This is a genomic window from Roseibium marinum (genome assembly GCF_002906165.1).
In the GTDB taxonomy this organism is placed as follows: Bacteria; Pseudomonadota; Alphaproteobacteria; order Rhizobiales; family Stappiaceae; genus Roseibium; species Roseibium marinum.
Map to the genome: position 1 here is coordinate 1 of NZ_PPCN01000005.1, position 15,854 is coordinate 15,854.

Genomic DNA, 15,854 nt, shown 5'->3' on the forward strand with positions numbered 1-15,854 from the left:
AACACAAACGACCTATACCGCGGGATGGAGCAGTCCGGTAGCTCGTCAGGCTCATAACCTGAAGGTCGCAGGTTCAAATCCTGCTCCCGCAACCAAATCAAATCCAACAAAAAGCCCCGACCGTAAAACGGCGGGGCTTTTTGTGTTTTAAAGCACATCAAGGAGTGAGGCCTGGATCGGATGACCTGCGTCGCTTCCGGAACGTTTCAGAGCGCGGCAAGCGTCTGTGAGATCATCGTGCGACCTTTTTGAGTTCGATTGGGTACAGATCCACGCCCTGAACCTGACCGGTGCGGGCAGGAGCGGCGTTGGTCCTCGGCGCCGGTCAGGGCGGGCGAACATGGTTGATAGACAGGTCACTTCCTGCCGAGAAGAAACGGGGCCAGGGCCCTCGAAAGCAATTCGGGGGCGCTCAGTTGAGGCGCGTGGCCGGTCGGCAGAGACCTGATTGTGGCGCCGGGCACAAGGTCCTGCATGCGACGCTGCGCCAGCAGCACCACAGAGCGATCATCTGTCGCCTCGACATAGAGCCGGGGCAGGGTTCCGAAACGCTCGGGGGTGAGGATCGGCAGGATCGCGCGTGCGCCTTCCGCTTGCGGCGTGAGTTTGCCGGCTGCTGCCATCGCGACATCACGTGGACAGTCGTTGAAGAAGATCGCTGCCGCCTCTTCGATCGGAACCGTGCTGCTCAGGCGGTCATCGCTGTAGACAATGCGGTCGCTGATGCCCTGTGAAAAGCCTTTCCGGCCCTGAAGCTCCGTCTGGAGATCTCCGAAAGTCATGCCGGACGGCAGCATCATGCCGGCGACATAGGCGATACGGGTGACCCGGTCGCGGAACCGCTCGCCGGCGGCCGAGGCGACAATTCCGCCACCGGAGTGGCCGACCAGCGAGACGGGCCGTCCGATGTTCCACAAGACGTCGTCGAGATGGTCGAGAACCGTCTCCAGCGTGATGTCGCCGGCGGAGGCCGTTTCCGGTCCGCTGCCAGGCAGATCGACCGCGTGGACCTCCAGTCCTTCCGCCTCGAGATGAGGAACCAGATGTGCCCAGGCCCAGCTTCCCTGCCAGGCGCCGTGGATCAGGACGACCGGATCAGCCATAGGATCGACGGTACATGTTCATGAGGTGGCCTTCGACGGTGATCGGCGCGTATTTCGGCTTCTCGCCCGCTTTCAGGCAGGTCGGGATGCAGGTGACTTCGTAGTCGGCGTCCCCATCGTAGAAGTACGGAACGGAATAGCGCTCGCGGCCGGATGCGTTGACGACACGGTGCAATGTGGACTTGTACATGTCGTTGGTCCAGTGGGCGAGCGCATCGCCGAGGTTGACGACGAAAGTCCCCGGCACCGGATCGGCATGGAGCCACCCGCCGGTGTTCTTGTCGAGGACCTGCAGCCCTCCGACGCCGTCCTGAAGGAGAAGGGTGAGGGCACCCCAATCGGTATGGGCTCCTGCACCCTTTTCGTTCGGCTCCGCATCGTCCCGCTGGGGCGGATAATGCAGCAGGCGAAGGGTGGCGACGGGATCGCGCCTGAACGTGTCGAAATAGCTTTCCTCCAGATCGAGCGACAGCGCTATGCCCTTCATGAGCCTCTCCGAAAGACGCCGCATCGCTTCGAAATAGGCGGCCATCACCGGTTCGAAACCGGGCAGATCGGACGGCCAGACATTGGGGCCGCGATTGAACCGTCCGGCCACGACCCGGGAGTCGTCCTCCGGTAGTTCGAGGCCGATGTAATAGCCTTCCTTGCGGTCCGGCGGCGCGCCGGACTCCAGAACCTGGCCGCCGAGAACCTCGTAGCCGCGGTTGCATCTGGACACCCTGGATTTTTCGATCGCCAGCTTGGCCTCCTCCGGCTGATCGAAGAAGCGTTTTGTCTCCTCGAACACCGCGTCGATCAGGCCCTGGGGAATGCCATGACCGGCGCAATAGAAGAAGCCCTTGTCGATACAGGCTGCGCGCAGCTTCGCGCCGACAGCCCTGCGTGTTTCAGGGTCGGACGCGCAAAGATCCGAAATGTCGACAATCGGCAAGGCATCGCCGGCAACGCGTGTGGCATCGAGGGAAGTGTTCATCGCCAACTCCTGGCAGAAGGGGAAAAGGAAGGGGCGGCGGACCGCGAGCGGGCCGCCGCTATCGGGTCCGGGCCTACAGCGCGTTCGCGGTGACACGCTGCCACAGATAGTCCTTGGCGCTGATCGGCTCGTATTTCCTGCCCGGCCCCTGAATGATGGCATCCCTGTTGGCCTGGCAGAAAAACGGCAGCGAATAGCGCGGACCGAGATATTCGTCCTGGCGCGGCATGCGCACCCGGTGCAGGGTCGACTGGAGCTGGTCGTCGCTCCAGCGCATCAGCATGTCGCCGATGTTGCAGGTGACGACGCCGGGAAGCGGCGGCACATCCGTCCATTCCAGCTCACCGCCGGTGGCCTCCTTGCCCGGGCAGAGCTGCAGGCCTCCCTGGCCGGGGCGCTGGTGCAGAAGCGTCAGGCAGTCGAAGTCGGTATGCGCGCCGGCGCGCCATCCGGTGAAGTCCTCCGGTTTGGCGTCGGCCATCGGCAGATAGTGGATCAGGCGCAACGTGCTCTGGTATTGCGGCGACAACGGATCATGGGCTTCGGTGAAGAAGTCCTCGTCGAAGCCCAGCTTCATGGCGAAGCAGGACAGAACTTTCATGCCGAGTGCCCAGTTGGCGCGTTCGAACGCGAGCATCACGGCCTTGAAACCTGGGGCCTGGGCTCCGGTCGGCCACAGGCTGGCCATGCGCGGAAGCGTGATCTGATAGGATTCCTTGTTGTCGGCGGTGCCGGTCGAAGGGCGCACCTGTGCCTTGTATTCCCAGCCGGAATTGGTGCCTTTCTCGAGCGGATACCTGGCCTTCACATCCATGGGCAGATTGAAGAACTTCTCGGTGTATTCGAAGGCTTCGTCGATCTGCGCCTGGGGAATGCCGTGATTGATCAACTGGAAGAAGCCGATATCGGTCGAGGCCTTCCAGAGCTGATCGGCGATCTCCGCCTTGCGGCTGGTGAAGTCGGAGAGGTCGATTTGCGGAACCTCGCGGGCCTTTTCACGGCCCATGCCTCCGAAGGTCGTTTCCTTGTTCAGTTCTTCAAGAGAATAGTTCTGGTTTGATGCTGTCGTTTCCATTGTGGATCTCCAATTCTTGAATGCGGCGGTAAGCCGCGATCTTGAAGGAGCAATGACCGACGCCGGGTGGCGCTGACTGCTTCTACTCCCTTTTTCGGGACGGGCGTCCCTCCGGGCGGCTGACCCGGGCGCTCTCCTTTCGCTTTTATTCAGGGTCCGGCGGCCGGATGGCAGCCGCAGGACGTGTCATTTTTCCTTCGGCAGGCTCCAGGGGAACCAGATCCGCTGCACCGCAACGACGGCCTGGAACAGGACGAGGGACATCAGGACGAGAACGACGAGCCCGGCCCAGGCCTGCTGGATCTTGAACATCGAGGTCGAGAACTGGATGAGGTAACCCAGTCCCTTGTCGGCTGCGACGAATTCGGCAACGACGGCCCCGATCACGGAAAGCGTCACCGAGATCTTCAGAGCCGAGAAGATGTAGGGGATCGCGAAGGGGAGCCGGATCTGGGTGATTTCGCGCCAGACCGGCGCGCGCAGGCTGCGCGACAGTTCGATCAGTTCGGGCGGTGTGGCCATCAGGCCTGTGGTCGTCGAGACAACCAGCGGAAAGAAGGTGATCAGGCAGGTGATCACCACGCGCGGCAGATCTCCGGATCCCAGTCCGACGATGATGATCGGCGCGATGGCGACGACAGGCGTGGACTGCACCACGACAAGCATCGGATAGAAGGCCCGGGACAGGAGCTCGGAACGTGCCAGCGAGATCGCGATCGGAATCGCGATGGCGATGGATGCGAAATAGCCGATCAGGGCGACCCTGAGCGTTCCCCAGACATGATCGAGCCAGCGGGTGATAGGAATCGCGTCGAAGCCACCGGCGATGCGGCTGGGCGCGGGGAGAATATAGGACGGAATGTTGAAGAGGAGGCAGGAGATCTCCCAGATCGCCACGATCGCGATGAAAGACACGGCCGGGAGCAGGCCCGGCGCGGCGAGCGCACGCGTCAGAACCGAGGGTCTTGGCGGGACCGGTTCAGGCGGCGCGCTTGAGGAGGAGACTGCGGAGGTGTCCGACATAGTCATGCATCAACTTGTGGTTGCTCGTCTCCATGTTTCGGGGACGAGGGAGATCGATTTTCAGGTTTTCGACGACGATGCCAGGACGTTCGCTCATGACGAGCACGCGGTCGGCCAGGAGCACCGCTTCGCCGATCGAGTGGGTGATGAACATCACCGTCTTGGGCCGGTCTTCCCAGATCCGCAGAAGTTCGAAACCCATCTCCTCCCGGGTCAGGGCATCGAGAGCGGAAAAGGGCTCGTCCATCAGGAGAATATCTGGATCCATGAAGAGCGCACGGGCGATGCCGACGCGCTGCTGCATGCCGCCGGAAAGCTCATCGGGCAGACGGTTTTCGAAGCCTTTCAGGCTGACTTTCTCCAGAAGCGCGCGGGCGGTTTCGCGGTCCTGCGTCGTGACCCTGCCGGTCTTGTGGCGGACGGGAAAGACGACGTTGTCCTCGATGGATGCCCAGGGAAGCAGGGTCGGCCGCTGGAACACGATCCCGATGTCGTCACGCGGCTCGGTGATCTCCAGTCCGAACACCTCGACCGTACCCCGGGTCGGTTTCAGCAGTCCTGATGTCAGGCGCAGCAGGGTGGACTTGCCGCACCCCGAGGGTCCAAGAACCGCCACGAATTCGTGGCGGTCGATGGACATGTCGACACTTCGCAGCGCCTCAACGGTGCCGGTCCTGGTCCTGAAGACCTGCCCGACACCGGAAAAGCGGATTGTTGCCGGCGGTATCGTCATCCCGCTCAGTTCTCCGGCAGGAACGAACGGTCGACGACCGTTTCCAGATCCAAAGCCTCCTTGTCGAGACCCTGAGCGGCGGAAACGCGATCCCAGGTGGCGGAGAGGCGTTCCGGCATCAGGACGCCGACACCGTCCTTGTCGCTGACGTCGTTGAATTCCAGCACCATGGTATCGATGATCGCGCCTTCGACGTCGGCAACGGTCAGCTCCGGTACCTGGGAAACCATGGCTTCCGCGGACGCCGTCGGGTTCTCCTTGACGTATTCGAGGGACTTCTTGAAGGCCTTGACGAAGCGTTTCGCGACTTCCGGGCGTTCATCCAGGAACTTGTCCGAGGCCAGAAGAGATGCGGAATAAAGCTCGAGGCCGGCGGCGTCCCACGGGAAAGGCATGATTTCCTTGCCGGCTTGGCTTGCCTGATTGGTGAAGATGGCGACATTGGTCATCCACGCGACGATGACGTCGGCGGAACCGGTCATCAGCATCGGGCCGAGGGCGCCAGGGTCGGCCTTGGTGAGCTTGATGTCATCCTCGCTCAGGCCGACATCCTCCAGCACCAGAGGCAGGAAAACGTTGGACGAGGTGAACGGGGAGGTGGCGACTTCCTTGCCCTTGATGTCCTCGATCTTTTCGATGCCGCTGTCCTTCAAAACGAAAAAGGCATGCGGACCCTTGTTGAAGATGGACATGACGGCGGTGACCGGAACGCCCTCAGTGACCTTGGCAGCCATCAGGGCGCCGATGTCGGCGGAACCGATGTCGGACACGCCGGTGGCCAGCTTGGTGATCGCTTCTGACGAGCCGCGTCCCGGCTCGATCTTGACCTCGATGCCTTCCTCCGCGCAGAAACCCTTTTCGATGCACACATAGACCGGCGCCTTGTCGCCGCCCGGCAGCCAGTCGAGCTGAAAGGTAACCGTGTCGGCCGCCTGTGCCGTCGTAACTGTGCCGGCAGCGGCGATCGCTGCGGCGGCAAGCGCCTTCAGTTTGTTCAAAGCCATGTTTGCAAGTCCTCGCTGTCTGTATTTTGTTATCCGCACGGATTGACAAGCCGACCTGTCGGGCAGCCTCCCTCTGGCGTTCGATCTCGCGGATAGTCGAGCAGTCGGCATGGGCGTTTCTCCGGTGTAAGCCATTTCCGCCGAGCAATGTCCCGGACCTTCAGGTCCTGCCGCTTCTACTCGCGTTTTACTTTGCACAAGGCGTGCCAATTCCAAGAGACTGCTGAAATCGTTCAATAATCCGTTTTTCCCGTCCGAGAGCTGCCTTGCTTGCGGGCAGGTTTTCCTGAGAACGATTAAAAAATAAGCAAGTTTTGATAATGCTCTAAATTTGCCCACTGAAGGCTTGCCCGGCTTTCGGGATGCTCTTAACAGAAGAGGCAGCTTTCATGGAGAACAGACCGATGCCCATCACCGAAGACCGCGATCTTGACCTGCTGCGCCGGACCATCGAGCTGGCGAAAATTTCTCGGGACCGCGGCGACCATCCCTTCGGCGCCCTGCTTGCGGACAAAAATGGCGAAATCCTGCTCGAGGCGATGAACACCTGTGGCACCAAGGGCGACCGTACGGGACATGCCGAGCGCAACCTGATGACCGAGGCGTCGCTGAAGTACGATGCCGGTTTCCTCTCCGGATGCACCATGTACACGAGCGCCGAACCCTGTGCGATGTGCGCCGGGTCGGTCTATTGGACAGGGGTCGGCCGTATCGTTCACGGCATGTCCGAAAAGGCACTCAAGGATCTGATCGGTCCGGATCCGGAAAACCTGACCATGGATCTGCCGTGCCTTGACGTCGTCGGCGCCGGGCAGCGCAAGGTCGAAGTTGTCGGGCCGTTGCTTTCAGAGGAAAGCGCCGTGGTTCACGAGGGGTTCTGGGTCGCATCCTGACGCGGTTCCCGGATCGGCGCCAGGCGTGTTACGGCGCGGTCAGATGACCGCGCAGACTGTCTTCGTTTCCAGATAGTTTTCAAGTCCCTGGGCGCCGTTCTCGTAGCCCCAGCCCGATTCCCTGTGTCCGCCCTTGGGCAGCTCCGGCGAGAAATACGAGTGGCAATTGATCCAGACCGTGCCCGCCCGGATGCCGGCGGCAAGTCTGTGCGCGCCGGACAGGTCCCGTGTCCAGACGCTGGCGGCCAGTCCGTAGTCGGTATCGTTCGCGTAAGCGAGGGCTTCCTCCGCGTCGTCGAAGGGCGTGACCGCGATGACGGGTCCGAAAATCTCCTCGCGCATCATGCGCATGTCCGGCCGCACGTCCGTGACGACCGTCGGGGAGAAGAAGGCGCTGTCGTCGCCGAAGCGTTCGCCGCCGGTTACGATCCCGGCACCATCCGCCCTGCCTTCGTCCACGAAGGCGGCGACGCGCTCTGCCTGGGCGGTCGAGACCAGCGGCCCGAGATCCGTCTCCCTGTCAAGGCCGTGGCCAAGGCGCAGCCTTCGGGCTTCCCTGGTCAGGCCCTCGACGAAGGCGTCGTGGATGCTGGAATGGACATAGGCGCGGGACCCGGCGACGCAGACCTGACCGGAATTGGCGAAAATACCTCGCACCACACCCGGCAGCACCAGATCAAAATCGGCGTCCGGCATCACGATGGCCGGTGACTTTCCGCCAAGCTCCAGGGTCAGCTTCTTCAGGTTGCCTTGTGCCGCGCCGACGATCCTGCGGCCGACTTCGGTCGAACCGGTGAAGGCAACCTTGTCGATATCGCTGTGCGCTGTCAGATGCGCACCGACCGTGTCGCCGTAGCCGGTGACGATGTTGACGACCCCCGGTGGAACGCCGGCCTCCACCAGCAGTTCCCCGAGACGAAGCGCGGTGAGGGAGGTTTCCTCGGCAGGCTTCAGAACAACCGTGCACCCCGCGCAAAGGGCAGGAGCGAGCTTCATCGCCGCCATCAGAAGCGGGGAATTCCAGGGCGTGATCGCGGCGACGACCCCGACCGGTTCCCGGGTCGTATAGGCGAAGACCTTCTTGCCCGGGGGGTGATAGCCGATGGAAGTCGGGATGGTCTGGCCGAGGATCTTGTTGGCGAAGCCCGCGTAATAACGGAACTGTTCGGCCGAGGCCGGAATTTCCGCGAAACGCGAGGTCGCCCAGGACTTGCCCTGGTCGAGCGTTTCCAGTTCGGCCAGTTCGTCGGCATGGGCTTCGATCAGATCCGCGATCTTCCACAGAAGCCTGCCGCGGGCGGAAGGCTTCATGTCGTACCATGCAGGATCGGCAAGGGCCGCACGGGCGGCGGCAACCGCCTGGTCGGCGTCCGCGGCAGTTCCCTTGGCAATCTCGGTTAGCAAGGCACCGGACGCCGGATCAAAGGTGGCGAAGACCTCGCCGGTGGATGCGTCCTTCCATTCCCCGGCGATCAGGATCTTTTTCGGGCCGCCGGCGAGAAAATCTCGTGCGCCTTCGGTGTCGGGCTGCCGGGCAGGGATCTTCAGGGTCATCTTCTTGTTTCAACCTGGTTCGCGACGCGGGTGGCGGCGAGTTCCGCCCCGCGCAGGATCGAATGGTAGCCGGTGCAGCGGCATATGTTGCCTTCAAGGGCGGTCATGAGGTCATCACGCGTGGCCTTCGGGTTTTCCGTCAGAAGCGCCACCAGCGAGATGACGAATCCGGGCGCGCAATAGCCGCACTGAAAGGCGGATTCCTCCGCAAGGGCCTGGCGGACGGTTCCTGTGACGGCAAGCGCTTCCAGACCGCTGCCGGTGATGATCTCCGATCCTTCCACCTGCCAGGCCATGACGAGACACGAGTTGATCGGCTTGCGGTTCATCAGCACCATGCAGGCACCGCAGCGTCCGGCCTCGCAGCCGATCTTGGTTTCGGTTCGATACAGCGTGTCGCGCAGAACGCGCGTCAGGGAGGCACCCGCCGGAGCGGCGGTCTCGACAGGTTCGCCGTTCAGCGTGAACTTCAAGGCAATCCGTTTGTCTGACTGGATTTCGGTCATTCCGCCGCCTCGCAGTAGTCGAGGATGTCTTCCGGCCGGAAGGGTGTGATCGTTGGCCATCGGCCGAGGGCGTCGGCCACGGCGTTGGCGATCGCCGGCGTCACGGCGTTGATACCGATTTCGCCGGCGCCGCGTGGGCCGAATGGATCTCCGGGATCGAGATCCTCCAGCGCATGGCTCGTCATCCGGCCGGGCGCATCCCGGACCGTCGGCATGAAGTAGTTGTCGTAGTTCGTGGTCAGGAAATGTCCGTCCTCGATCAGGACGTCCTCCGTGAGCGCGAAACCGAGGCCCTGAACGAGACCGCCTTCCATCTGGCCGAGATAGGCGGCCAGGTCGATGACCGGGCCGGCAGCCGTATGCAGTTCAAGATCGAGCACCCGGACTTCACCCGATACCCGGTCGATCGCGACGTGGGCGAGGTTCACGCCGAAGGCGAATATGAAGCGGGCATTGCCCTCGGTGTAATCTGATTTCGGAAACGCGAAATCCGCTTCCGCTCGGAGAGATTCGGCCGGCTGAACTTTCGCGGCGAGCTCCGCGAAACCAATGAGCGGAGACCGGCTGTTGGTGGCCGCGTCGGCGATGCCGCCAGCCGTGATCCTGAGGCTTTCCGGAGCGCGATCAAGCAACTTGCCGGCGCTTGCAAGCAGCTTGGCCTCGAAGGGAGGTGCCATAAGCTCCGTGCCCTTCCAGACCACGTAGCCGCCGCGAGACGCGGTGGTCGAGCCGGAATCCGGTGTTGCGCTGGTATCGCCGACGACCGGACGGATATCCTCCCGCGCACAACCGAGCCGGTCGGCGACAGCGGCCTGAATGGAGGGGAGGAGGCCCTGGCCCATCTCGTCGAGACCGAAATGGGCCTCAATCCGGCCATCGGCCGCCAGCAGGATCCGGGTCGCCGCTTCATCATGGGGGATCGTGCCGAGACCGTTGCCCTGGTAGATCAGCGCCATGCCGGTGCCGAGAACTTCGCCGGGCCGTGCGCCACCGGTCTCCTGCCACATCGGGCTCGCAGCGGCGGCCTGCAGCATTTCCTCAAGGCGTTCCGAGGGCGCGACAGGCTGTCCGAGGAAACCGGGCATGCCTGGCTTGCGCAGGTTGCGGCGGCGGATCTCGACCGGATCGAGCCCGCACTTGGCCGCCAGGCGATCCATCTGGCATTCGACCGCGAAGGTCATCTGGTTGGCACCGAAACCGCGAAAAGCGCCACAGGCGCCGTTGTTGGTGTAGGCAAGCCGGCTGAACGTCTTCACGTTCGGCGTAATGTAGGGGCCGCAGGCATGTTCGCTGGCGGTTTCCATAACCCCGGGGCTGAGCGAGGCGTAGGCACCGCTGTCCGCGATAACCTCGACCTCCTGCGCCAGCAACATGCCGCCGGCATCGCAGGCGGTGCGCATGCGAATGCGGAACGGATTGCGTTTGGTGCCGGCGAGAACGGATTCGGCACGGGTCCACTGCATGCGGACGGGCGCATTTGCTTTCAGGGCCAGAAGTGCGAGCACCGGTTGAACGGTCAGTTCGTCCTTGCCGCCGAAACCGCCGCCGGTCGGGCTGGTAACGACGCGGATTTTTTCTTCCGGCATGCCGAGAATGCGTGAGAGCTGTTTCCTGTCGCGAACGCCGTATTGACCGCCGGCAAATACCGCCAGTCCTCCGTCTTCCGTCGGCTCGGCGTAGCCGCCCTCGGTTTCCATGAAGCCGTGCATCTGCCGCGGCGTGACATAGGTGTCCTCGATCACATGGACGGACTTCGCGAAAGCCGCGTCGACATCCCCACGCTCCAGCTGGACGGTATCCACAAGATTGCCGGTGTCGTGCACGGCTTCCGCGCCATCGCCGAGGGCCGCCAGGGGATCGCCGACCGGAGGCAGGCGTTCGAACTCGATCTTGATCAGGGACAGGGCCTCGATCGCCGTCTCGCGGTCGACGGCAGCGACGGCTGCAACAGGGTCTCCGAGATACCGGACCTTGTCGGAACAAAGCGCCGGTTGATCCGGAAAGAGGATGCCGAAGGAATTTTCGCCCCTGATATCCCTGTGAGTGACGACCGCCTTCACCCCGGGCAGGGCGTCGGCCGCTTCGGTATCGATGGACAGGATACGGGCGTGCGGATCATCGAGGCGCAAGGTTGCTCCGACCAGCATGTCGGCACGGCGGACGTCGGTCAGATAGGGGAATTCGGCGGCGATTTTCGCCGGCAGGTCCGGGCGAATGTGCCAGCGGTTGCCGCCTTGCTCACGGGACAGGCGGATCTCGTCCGGTTCGTTGCTGTCCGGAGCGGGGCGGATCGTCCGACCGGATCTGACTTCCGTGGAAGCTGCTCCGGACAGGATGCTGACAAGTGCGTTCGCTCCGGCGCGTTTGCGGTATCTTTCGGTTCGAAACGCATCGCCGGGCGCGGAGATCGCGTCAGTGATGATCGATCCGAGAAGGGCCTGGTCGATCCTGTCGAGGTCCTGACCGACGAGTTCTCTTTCGATCGTAGCTAAACGGGTGGCCGCGACCGGACCGCCGCCGACAGCGACACGCGCTGCCGAGATGGTCCCCTCGTCAGTGATGATAGCGCCCGACACGGCGATCACGCTCGGCGTGAAGGCGGCGCGCAGGCCGATCTTGCGATAGCCGTAATGGCCCCAGGGGTTCTGGCGCGGAATGCGGACCGCGGTGATCAACGACGTCTCGGAGGGGGCCGAAAGCCAGTCTTCCAGGGTGAGCGTTCCCACGCCTTCTGACGTTTGCAGCTCCAGTTCGGCGTCAAGGGCCAGAAGGGCCGGCAGCAGGCAGCCGATGCGCCAGCCTATGTTGCCGCCCAGAGTGGCGCGGTGGCGGATCGACGGCGCGCCGACACGGCGGGCGGCGTCAATGAGAAGCGGACAGACGTCCGAGACATTGCCGGACGCGATGAGCGCCGACAGTGTCTCGTTTGCGCCGATGCGCAGTCCGCTGCCGGTTTGGTCGATGCCGGTCAGTTCCTTGAAACGGGAAATGTCGATAATGGCCGGGGGGCGCAGCTTGCCGAGCGACCATTCCGCCTGAAGCGCCGTCGAACCGGCGGCAAGACGTGCCTCAGGTCCTGCTTCCGCCAGAAGGGCGACGGCCTGGCCAAGGCTATCGGGTCTCAGTATGCGCATCGTCTTTGCCTTCTTTGCCCTCGTTCGCTGCCATGGTCGTCCCGAAGCGCAGGCCCTTTTCCTTCAGCCAACGGCGATAGGCGACGGAAGAGGAGTCGGCGCGCGTCGGGATTTCCGCGCGGGGCTCCAGTGGCATCAGCAGGGGGCGCTGGTTCTCGACGATGATGCGGTCCTGCAGGAAGATGACCTGCTCGAAACGCCGCAACTGGGTGAGCGAGGCCTGGTCGTCGAGGAGGTACATGACCGGTGTCGCGCGGCAGAGGTCCTCCTCCATCGGCTGGATGAACAGCGCAATGGCGTCCAGACGGTCGGGCTGTGTCGGACAGATGCGATAGAGCATGACCACGAAGGGCGACGGCACGCGATAGGTAAGATGGGTGAATTCCCCTCCGGGCCGCGTCGCGGTCATCTGCGGCTGGAAGAAGGTACAGTTGGTCGCCCAGACCTCGTCGACGTCACGGCGGATCTCGGACTTGTACTGCGGCACTTCCGTGTGCGGTTCGGAGCCGAGAATGTCGGCATGGACGAAGGGGAAATGCGCCATGTCGAGAAAGTTCTCGACGACGCGAAGCCCCGAGGCGCGCATTTTCACCCAGCCGCAGGGCACGTAGCGCCGGCCGGTCTCGTAAGCTTCGGCGATCTCGACGATGTCGCGCTCCGGCTCGCCGAGCGTCGTCCAGAGGCAACCGTATTTTTCCCGGGTCGGCAGCTCGGGGCCGCGTGCCCCGCCAGCGAGGATCTCGTGCACGCGCAGGCCGCTGTTGTTGTTCCTGGTGATCTCGATATCCTGTCCGAGCAGGCGTGTGACGATGGGGGCATCGGCGATGTCGGCGACTGTCTCCACCGCGAACCACTGATCAAGTGCCACCTTGTCCGTCGTCTTGGTCATACCTTGCCCTCCGTGCCCCATTGCACCGACTTGTTCTCGGCCAGCCACGCCGCGCGGCGCTTGAAAAGCGGCGGTGCCACCGTGTGGATTTCATCGAGGATCTCGGTCAGGTCGCCGGTCAGCAACTGCCCGTCCTCGACGACGATCTGACCGTCGATCATGGTCATGGCGACGTCCGAGCCGCGCACCGCATGAACGAGATTGTGCTGCAGGTTGAACCAGGGTCCGGAGCCGAACAGCGGCGTCATGCGGGGCGTGTCCGTGCGTACGGCGATGATATCCGCCCGCTTGCCTGGCTCGATAGAGCCGATCTCGTGATCGAGTCCGATGGCCCTGGCCCCGCCGATGGTGGCCATGCGCAGGACGTTCCAGCTGTCCATGGCAGCTGCGTCCCGGTCCTTCAGCTTGCCGAGGAGAGAGGCGACCTTCATTTCCTCGAACATGTCGAAATTGTTGTTTTCCTTCTCGCCGTCCGTACCGAGCCCGACCGCGACACCCGCCTCCAGCATGTCGGCAATCGGGGCGATGCCGCTTGCCAGCTTCATGTTGGAAACCGGATTGTGCGCAACCGACACCGGATATCCGGAGATCAGGTCGATTTCGTCGGGCTGCAGCCAGACGGCATGCGCGATCATGGCACGCGGGGTTTCGAAGAAGCCGAAGTCCTCCAGGACGTACATCGGGCGCTTGCCGAAACGTGTCTCGAATTCCGCGACTTCGATTTCGGCTTCGCTGCAATGGGTGTGGAAGCCGGTCCGGTGATTTTTCGCCATGTCGACGGCGCGCTTCATTCCGGCATCGTCGGCATAGAAGAGATGTTCCAACCCGACCCAGACGTTCACGCGGCCGTTCGCCTTGCGGTGCCAGGTCTCGATCAGCTGCTCGTTCATGTCGAGCGTGTCGAAATAGTTGTAGTCCGGATGTTCGCCGACATAGGGCACGGCGACAAGACGGTTGCCGATGGCTTCCGCGACCTCGGCGCTGCCGTCCATGTAGCGCCACATGTCGACGATGGTGGTGGTGCCGCCAAGAACGGATTCCGCGTAGCAGAGCCTGGACGCGGCCCTGGCTTCATGAGGTTGAAGCATCCGGTGCATCGGATTGATGTGCAGCGTCAGCCAGTCCCAGACCGGAAGATGTTCGGCCGTGCCGCGCAGGAAACCGGAATGGGCGTGGGCGTTGACAAGGCCGGGCATCAGCACCGCGTCGGGCAAGTGCTTCAGCGGGGTGTCCGGATAGCGTTCCAGCAAGTCCTTGCGCGTGCCGACCGCGCGGATCTCGCCGTCGGCGATGGCAACGGCACCGTCGACGAGAACGGTATTGCCGGGATCCATCGTCAGGAGGTGGCCGCCGGCCAGAATGAGGTCGGGATCGCTCATGCGTCCTCCTTCAGGAAATCTGCCGCGCGTTCACCGATCATGGTGACGGGTGCGTGCGTGTTGCAGGTCGGGATGATCGGGATGACGGAAGCATCGGAGATGCGCAGTCCTTCGATGCCGCGCACCTTGAGACGCGGATCTGTCACGGCCAGATCGTCGGTGCCCATCCGGGCCGTTCCGCAGGTATGGAAGAACGTGGAGCAGCCCTGACGGATGAACGCCTTGAGATCGGAACCTTCCAGCGGGCGGTCCGGTGCGAGCAGACCTGCGGACAGGTCTCGAAAGGCTTTCGTGCCGGCGAGTGACGCAATGGTATGATAGGCGGAGACAAGTGCCTCCATGTCCGAGGCTTCTGCGAGGTAGTTCGGCTGCAGTTCCAGGGGACCACGCGGGTCGTTCGTCAGCATCTTCATGTAGCCGGTGCTTTTCGAGCGCATCAGGCCGAAGCCGATGGCGAAGACCTCGCCTGACATGTCGTATGTCTCGCGCAAAGCGGGCTCCGCGCTGTTGCCCTGAACGGGAAAGGCGTGAACGTCGGGCTGCTCAAGATCGGGCCGGGATTTCCAGTTCAGCATCGTGCCGCCGCCATTGTCGGTCTTCGCTCCGAGCGGCCGGCTCGCGCGGAAGACGCAGGCCTGGATCAGCGGATGATCCTGCAGGTTCCGGCCGACGCCGGGCAGGTCCAGTACTGGTGGAATGCCCAATGCTTTCAAATCGTTCGCCTTGCCAATGCCCGACAGCATCAAAAGGCGCGGTGTGTCTATGGCGCCGGCGGCCAGGATGACCTCACCGGTTGCGCGGGTCTCGACGATGTCCCCGTCGACGAGATGCCGCACGCCGATGCAGCGGCCCTTTTCGATGACGAGGCCGATCGTCAGCGAGCCGGTCAGAACCGTCAGGTGCGGGCTGTCGAGGATCGGAAAGAGGTAACCGGTTGCGGAGCTCCAGCGCTTGCCCCCGGAAATGTTGAAATTGGAGGGGGCGGCGCCCTCGTTGTTTGCGCCATTCGGATCGCCGATGACCGGCATGCCGAGCTCGCCGGCACCTTCCATAAGAGCGCGGGCGACCGGATGCAAATCCCTGCTGGTGGTGATCGTGAGCGGGCCACCAGCACCACGGAACGCTGTCTCGCCACCTTCCCAGTCCTCGCAGCGCTTGAAATAGGGCAGCACGTCATCGAAGCGCCAGCCGGTCGCGCCGGCATCGTCCCAGGCGTCGTAGTCGAGGGGATGACCGCGATACCACATGAGGGCGTTGATCGCGCTCGACCCGCCGAGCACGCGGCCACGCGGAATGCCGATGACACGGTTGTCCGCGTGCGGCGCCGGGGCGTAGTCGTAACCCCAGTCGTAGCGGCTTTTGCCAAGCGCCACCCATTCGGCCGGATCGTCGATCCCGGGCACGCCGATCCCGGGCTCGCCCGCCTCGATCAGCAGAACGGTCGCGTCGGTGTCCTCGATCAGCCTGTGCACGACCGGGCAGCCGCCGGAGCCGGAGCCGACGACGATATAGTCGTAGGCCTTCACAAGCGATTTGCGCGGGATGCTGCTGACGGCGGCTGGCATGCGTGACGGGTTTCCTGCCG

At 63.3% G+C, this 15,854-nt stretch carries 13 protein-coding genes and 1 tRNA gene; 2 read left to right on the plus strand and 12 right to left on the minus strand.

Annotation, left to right across the window (positions count from 1 at the left end; all coding sequences use genetic code 11):
• Positions 1-18 precede the first annotated feature (18 nt).
• Positions 19-95 (plus strand) — tRNA-Met (locus CLV41_RS12730).
• A gap of 261 nt (positions 96-356) precedes the next feature.
• Here the strand turns inward: CLV41_RS12730 and CLV41_RS12735 are convergent.
• The 6 genes from CLV41_RS12735 to CLV41_RS12760 form a co-directional block, all read right to left on the minus strand.
• Positions 357-1,103 (minus strand): alpha/beta fold hydrolase, encoded by a 747-nt coding sequence (locus CLV41_RS12735; RefSeq protein ID WP_103222797.1) that lies wholly within the window; start codon positions 1,101-1,103, stop codon positions 357-359.
• Positions 1,096-2,079, minus strand: a complete 984-nt coding sequence (locus CLV41_RS12740) for an isopenicillin N synthase family dioxygenase (RefSeq protein WP_103222798.1) — start codon at positions 2,077-2,079, stop codon at positions 1,096-1,098. The genes CLV41_RS12735 and CLV41_RS12740 overlap by 8 nt, the downstream gene beginning before the upstream one ends.
• 73 nt (positions 2,080-2,152) lie before the next feature.
• Positions 2,153-3,154: an isopenicillin N synthase family dioxygenase gene (locus CLV41_RS12745; protein WP_103222799.1), complete on the minus strand. Its 1,002-nt coding sequence runs from the start codon at positions 3,152-3,154 to the stop codon at positions 2,153-2,155.
• Between the two features lie 186 nt (positions 3,155-3,340).
• Entirely contained in the window at positions 3,341-4,183 is an 843-nt protein-coding gene (locus tag CLV41_RS12750; RefSeq protein ID WP_103222800.1) for an ABC transporter permease, read from the minus strand.
• Entirely contained in the window at positions 4,134-4,910 is a 777-nt protein-coding gene (locus CLV41_RS12755) for an ABC transporter ATP-binding protein (RefSeq protein WP_103222801.1), read from the minus strand. Before CLV41_RS12755 ends, CLV41_RS12750 begins: the two co-directional genes overlap by 50 nt.
• A gap of 5 nt (positions 4,911-4,915) precedes the next feature.
• Positions 4,916-5,914 (minus strand): ABC transporter substrate-binding protein, encoded by a 999-nt coding sequence (locus tag CLV41_RS12760; RefSeq protein ID WP_103222802.1) that lies wholly within the window; start codon positions 5,912-5,914, stop codon positions 4,916-4,918.
• A 404-nt stretch (positions 5,915-6,318) separates the two neighbouring features.
• Here CLV41_RS12760 and CLV41_RS12765 point away from each other — a divergent pair, with 404 nt between their 5' ends.
• Positions 6,319-6,807 (plus strand): nucleoside deaminase, encoded by a 489-nt coding sequence (locus CLV41_RS12765; RefSeq protein WP_103222803.1) that lies wholly within the window; start codon positions 6,319-6,321, stop codon positions 6,805-6,807.
• A 39-nt stretch (positions 6,808-6,846) separates the two neighbouring features.
• On the opposite strand, the gene CLV41_RS12770 is transcribed toward CLV41_RS12765, so the two are convergent.
• The 6 genes from CLV41_RS12770 to CLV41_RS12795 are packed head-to-tail and all read right to left on the minus strand — an operon-like array spanning position 6,847 to position 15,834.
• Positions 6,847-8,361, minus strand: coding sequence for an aldehyde dehydrogenase family protein (locus tag CLV41_RS12770; protein ID WP_103222804.1), 1,515 nt, complete (start codon positions 8,359-8,361; stop codon positions 6,847-6,849).
• Positions 8,358-8,867, minus strand: a complete 510-nt coding sequence (locus tag CLV41_RS12775) for a (2Fe-2S)-binding protein (protein ID WP_170107183.1) — start codon at positions 8,865-8,867, stop codon at positions 8,358-8,360. Before CLV41_RS12775 ends, CLV41_RS12770 begins: the two co-directional genes overlap by 4 nt.
• The gene (locus tag CLV41_RS12780) at positions 8,864-12,001 is read right to left on the minus strand and encodes a molybdopterin cofactor-binding domain-containing protein (protein WP_103222806.1); all 3,138 of its coding nucleotides are present in this window, start codon (positions 11,999-12,001) and stop codon (positions 8,864-8,866) included. Before CLV41_RS12780 ends, CLV41_RS12775 begins: the two co-directional genes overlap by 4 nt.
• Positions 11,979-12,890 (minus strand): aromatic ring-hydroxylating oxygenase subunit alpha, encoded by a 912-nt coding sequence (locus CLV41_RS12785; RefSeq protein ID WP_103222807.1) that lies wholly within the window; start codon positions 12,888-12,890, stop codon positions 11,979-11,981. The genes CLV41_RS12780 and CLV41_RS12785 overlap by 23 nt, the downstream gene beginning before the upstream one ends.
• Entirely contained in the window at positions 12,887-14,269 is a 1,383-nt protein-coding gene (locus CLV41_RS12790; RefSeq protein ID WP_103222808.1) for an amidohydrolase family protein, read from the minus strand. The genes CLV41_RS12785 and CLV41_RS12790 overlap by 4 nt, the downstream gene beginning before the upstream one ends.
• Positions 14,266-15,834: a GMC family oxidoreductase gene (locus CLV41_RS12795; protein ID WP_103222809.1), complete on the minus strand. Its 1,569-nt coding sequence runs from the start codon at positions 15,832-15,834 to the stop codon at positions 14,266-14,268. The genes CLV41_RS12790 and CLV41_RS12795 overlap by 4 nt, the downstream gene beginning before the upstream one ends.
• Between the last annotated feature and the right edge of the window lie 20 nt (positions 15,835-15,854).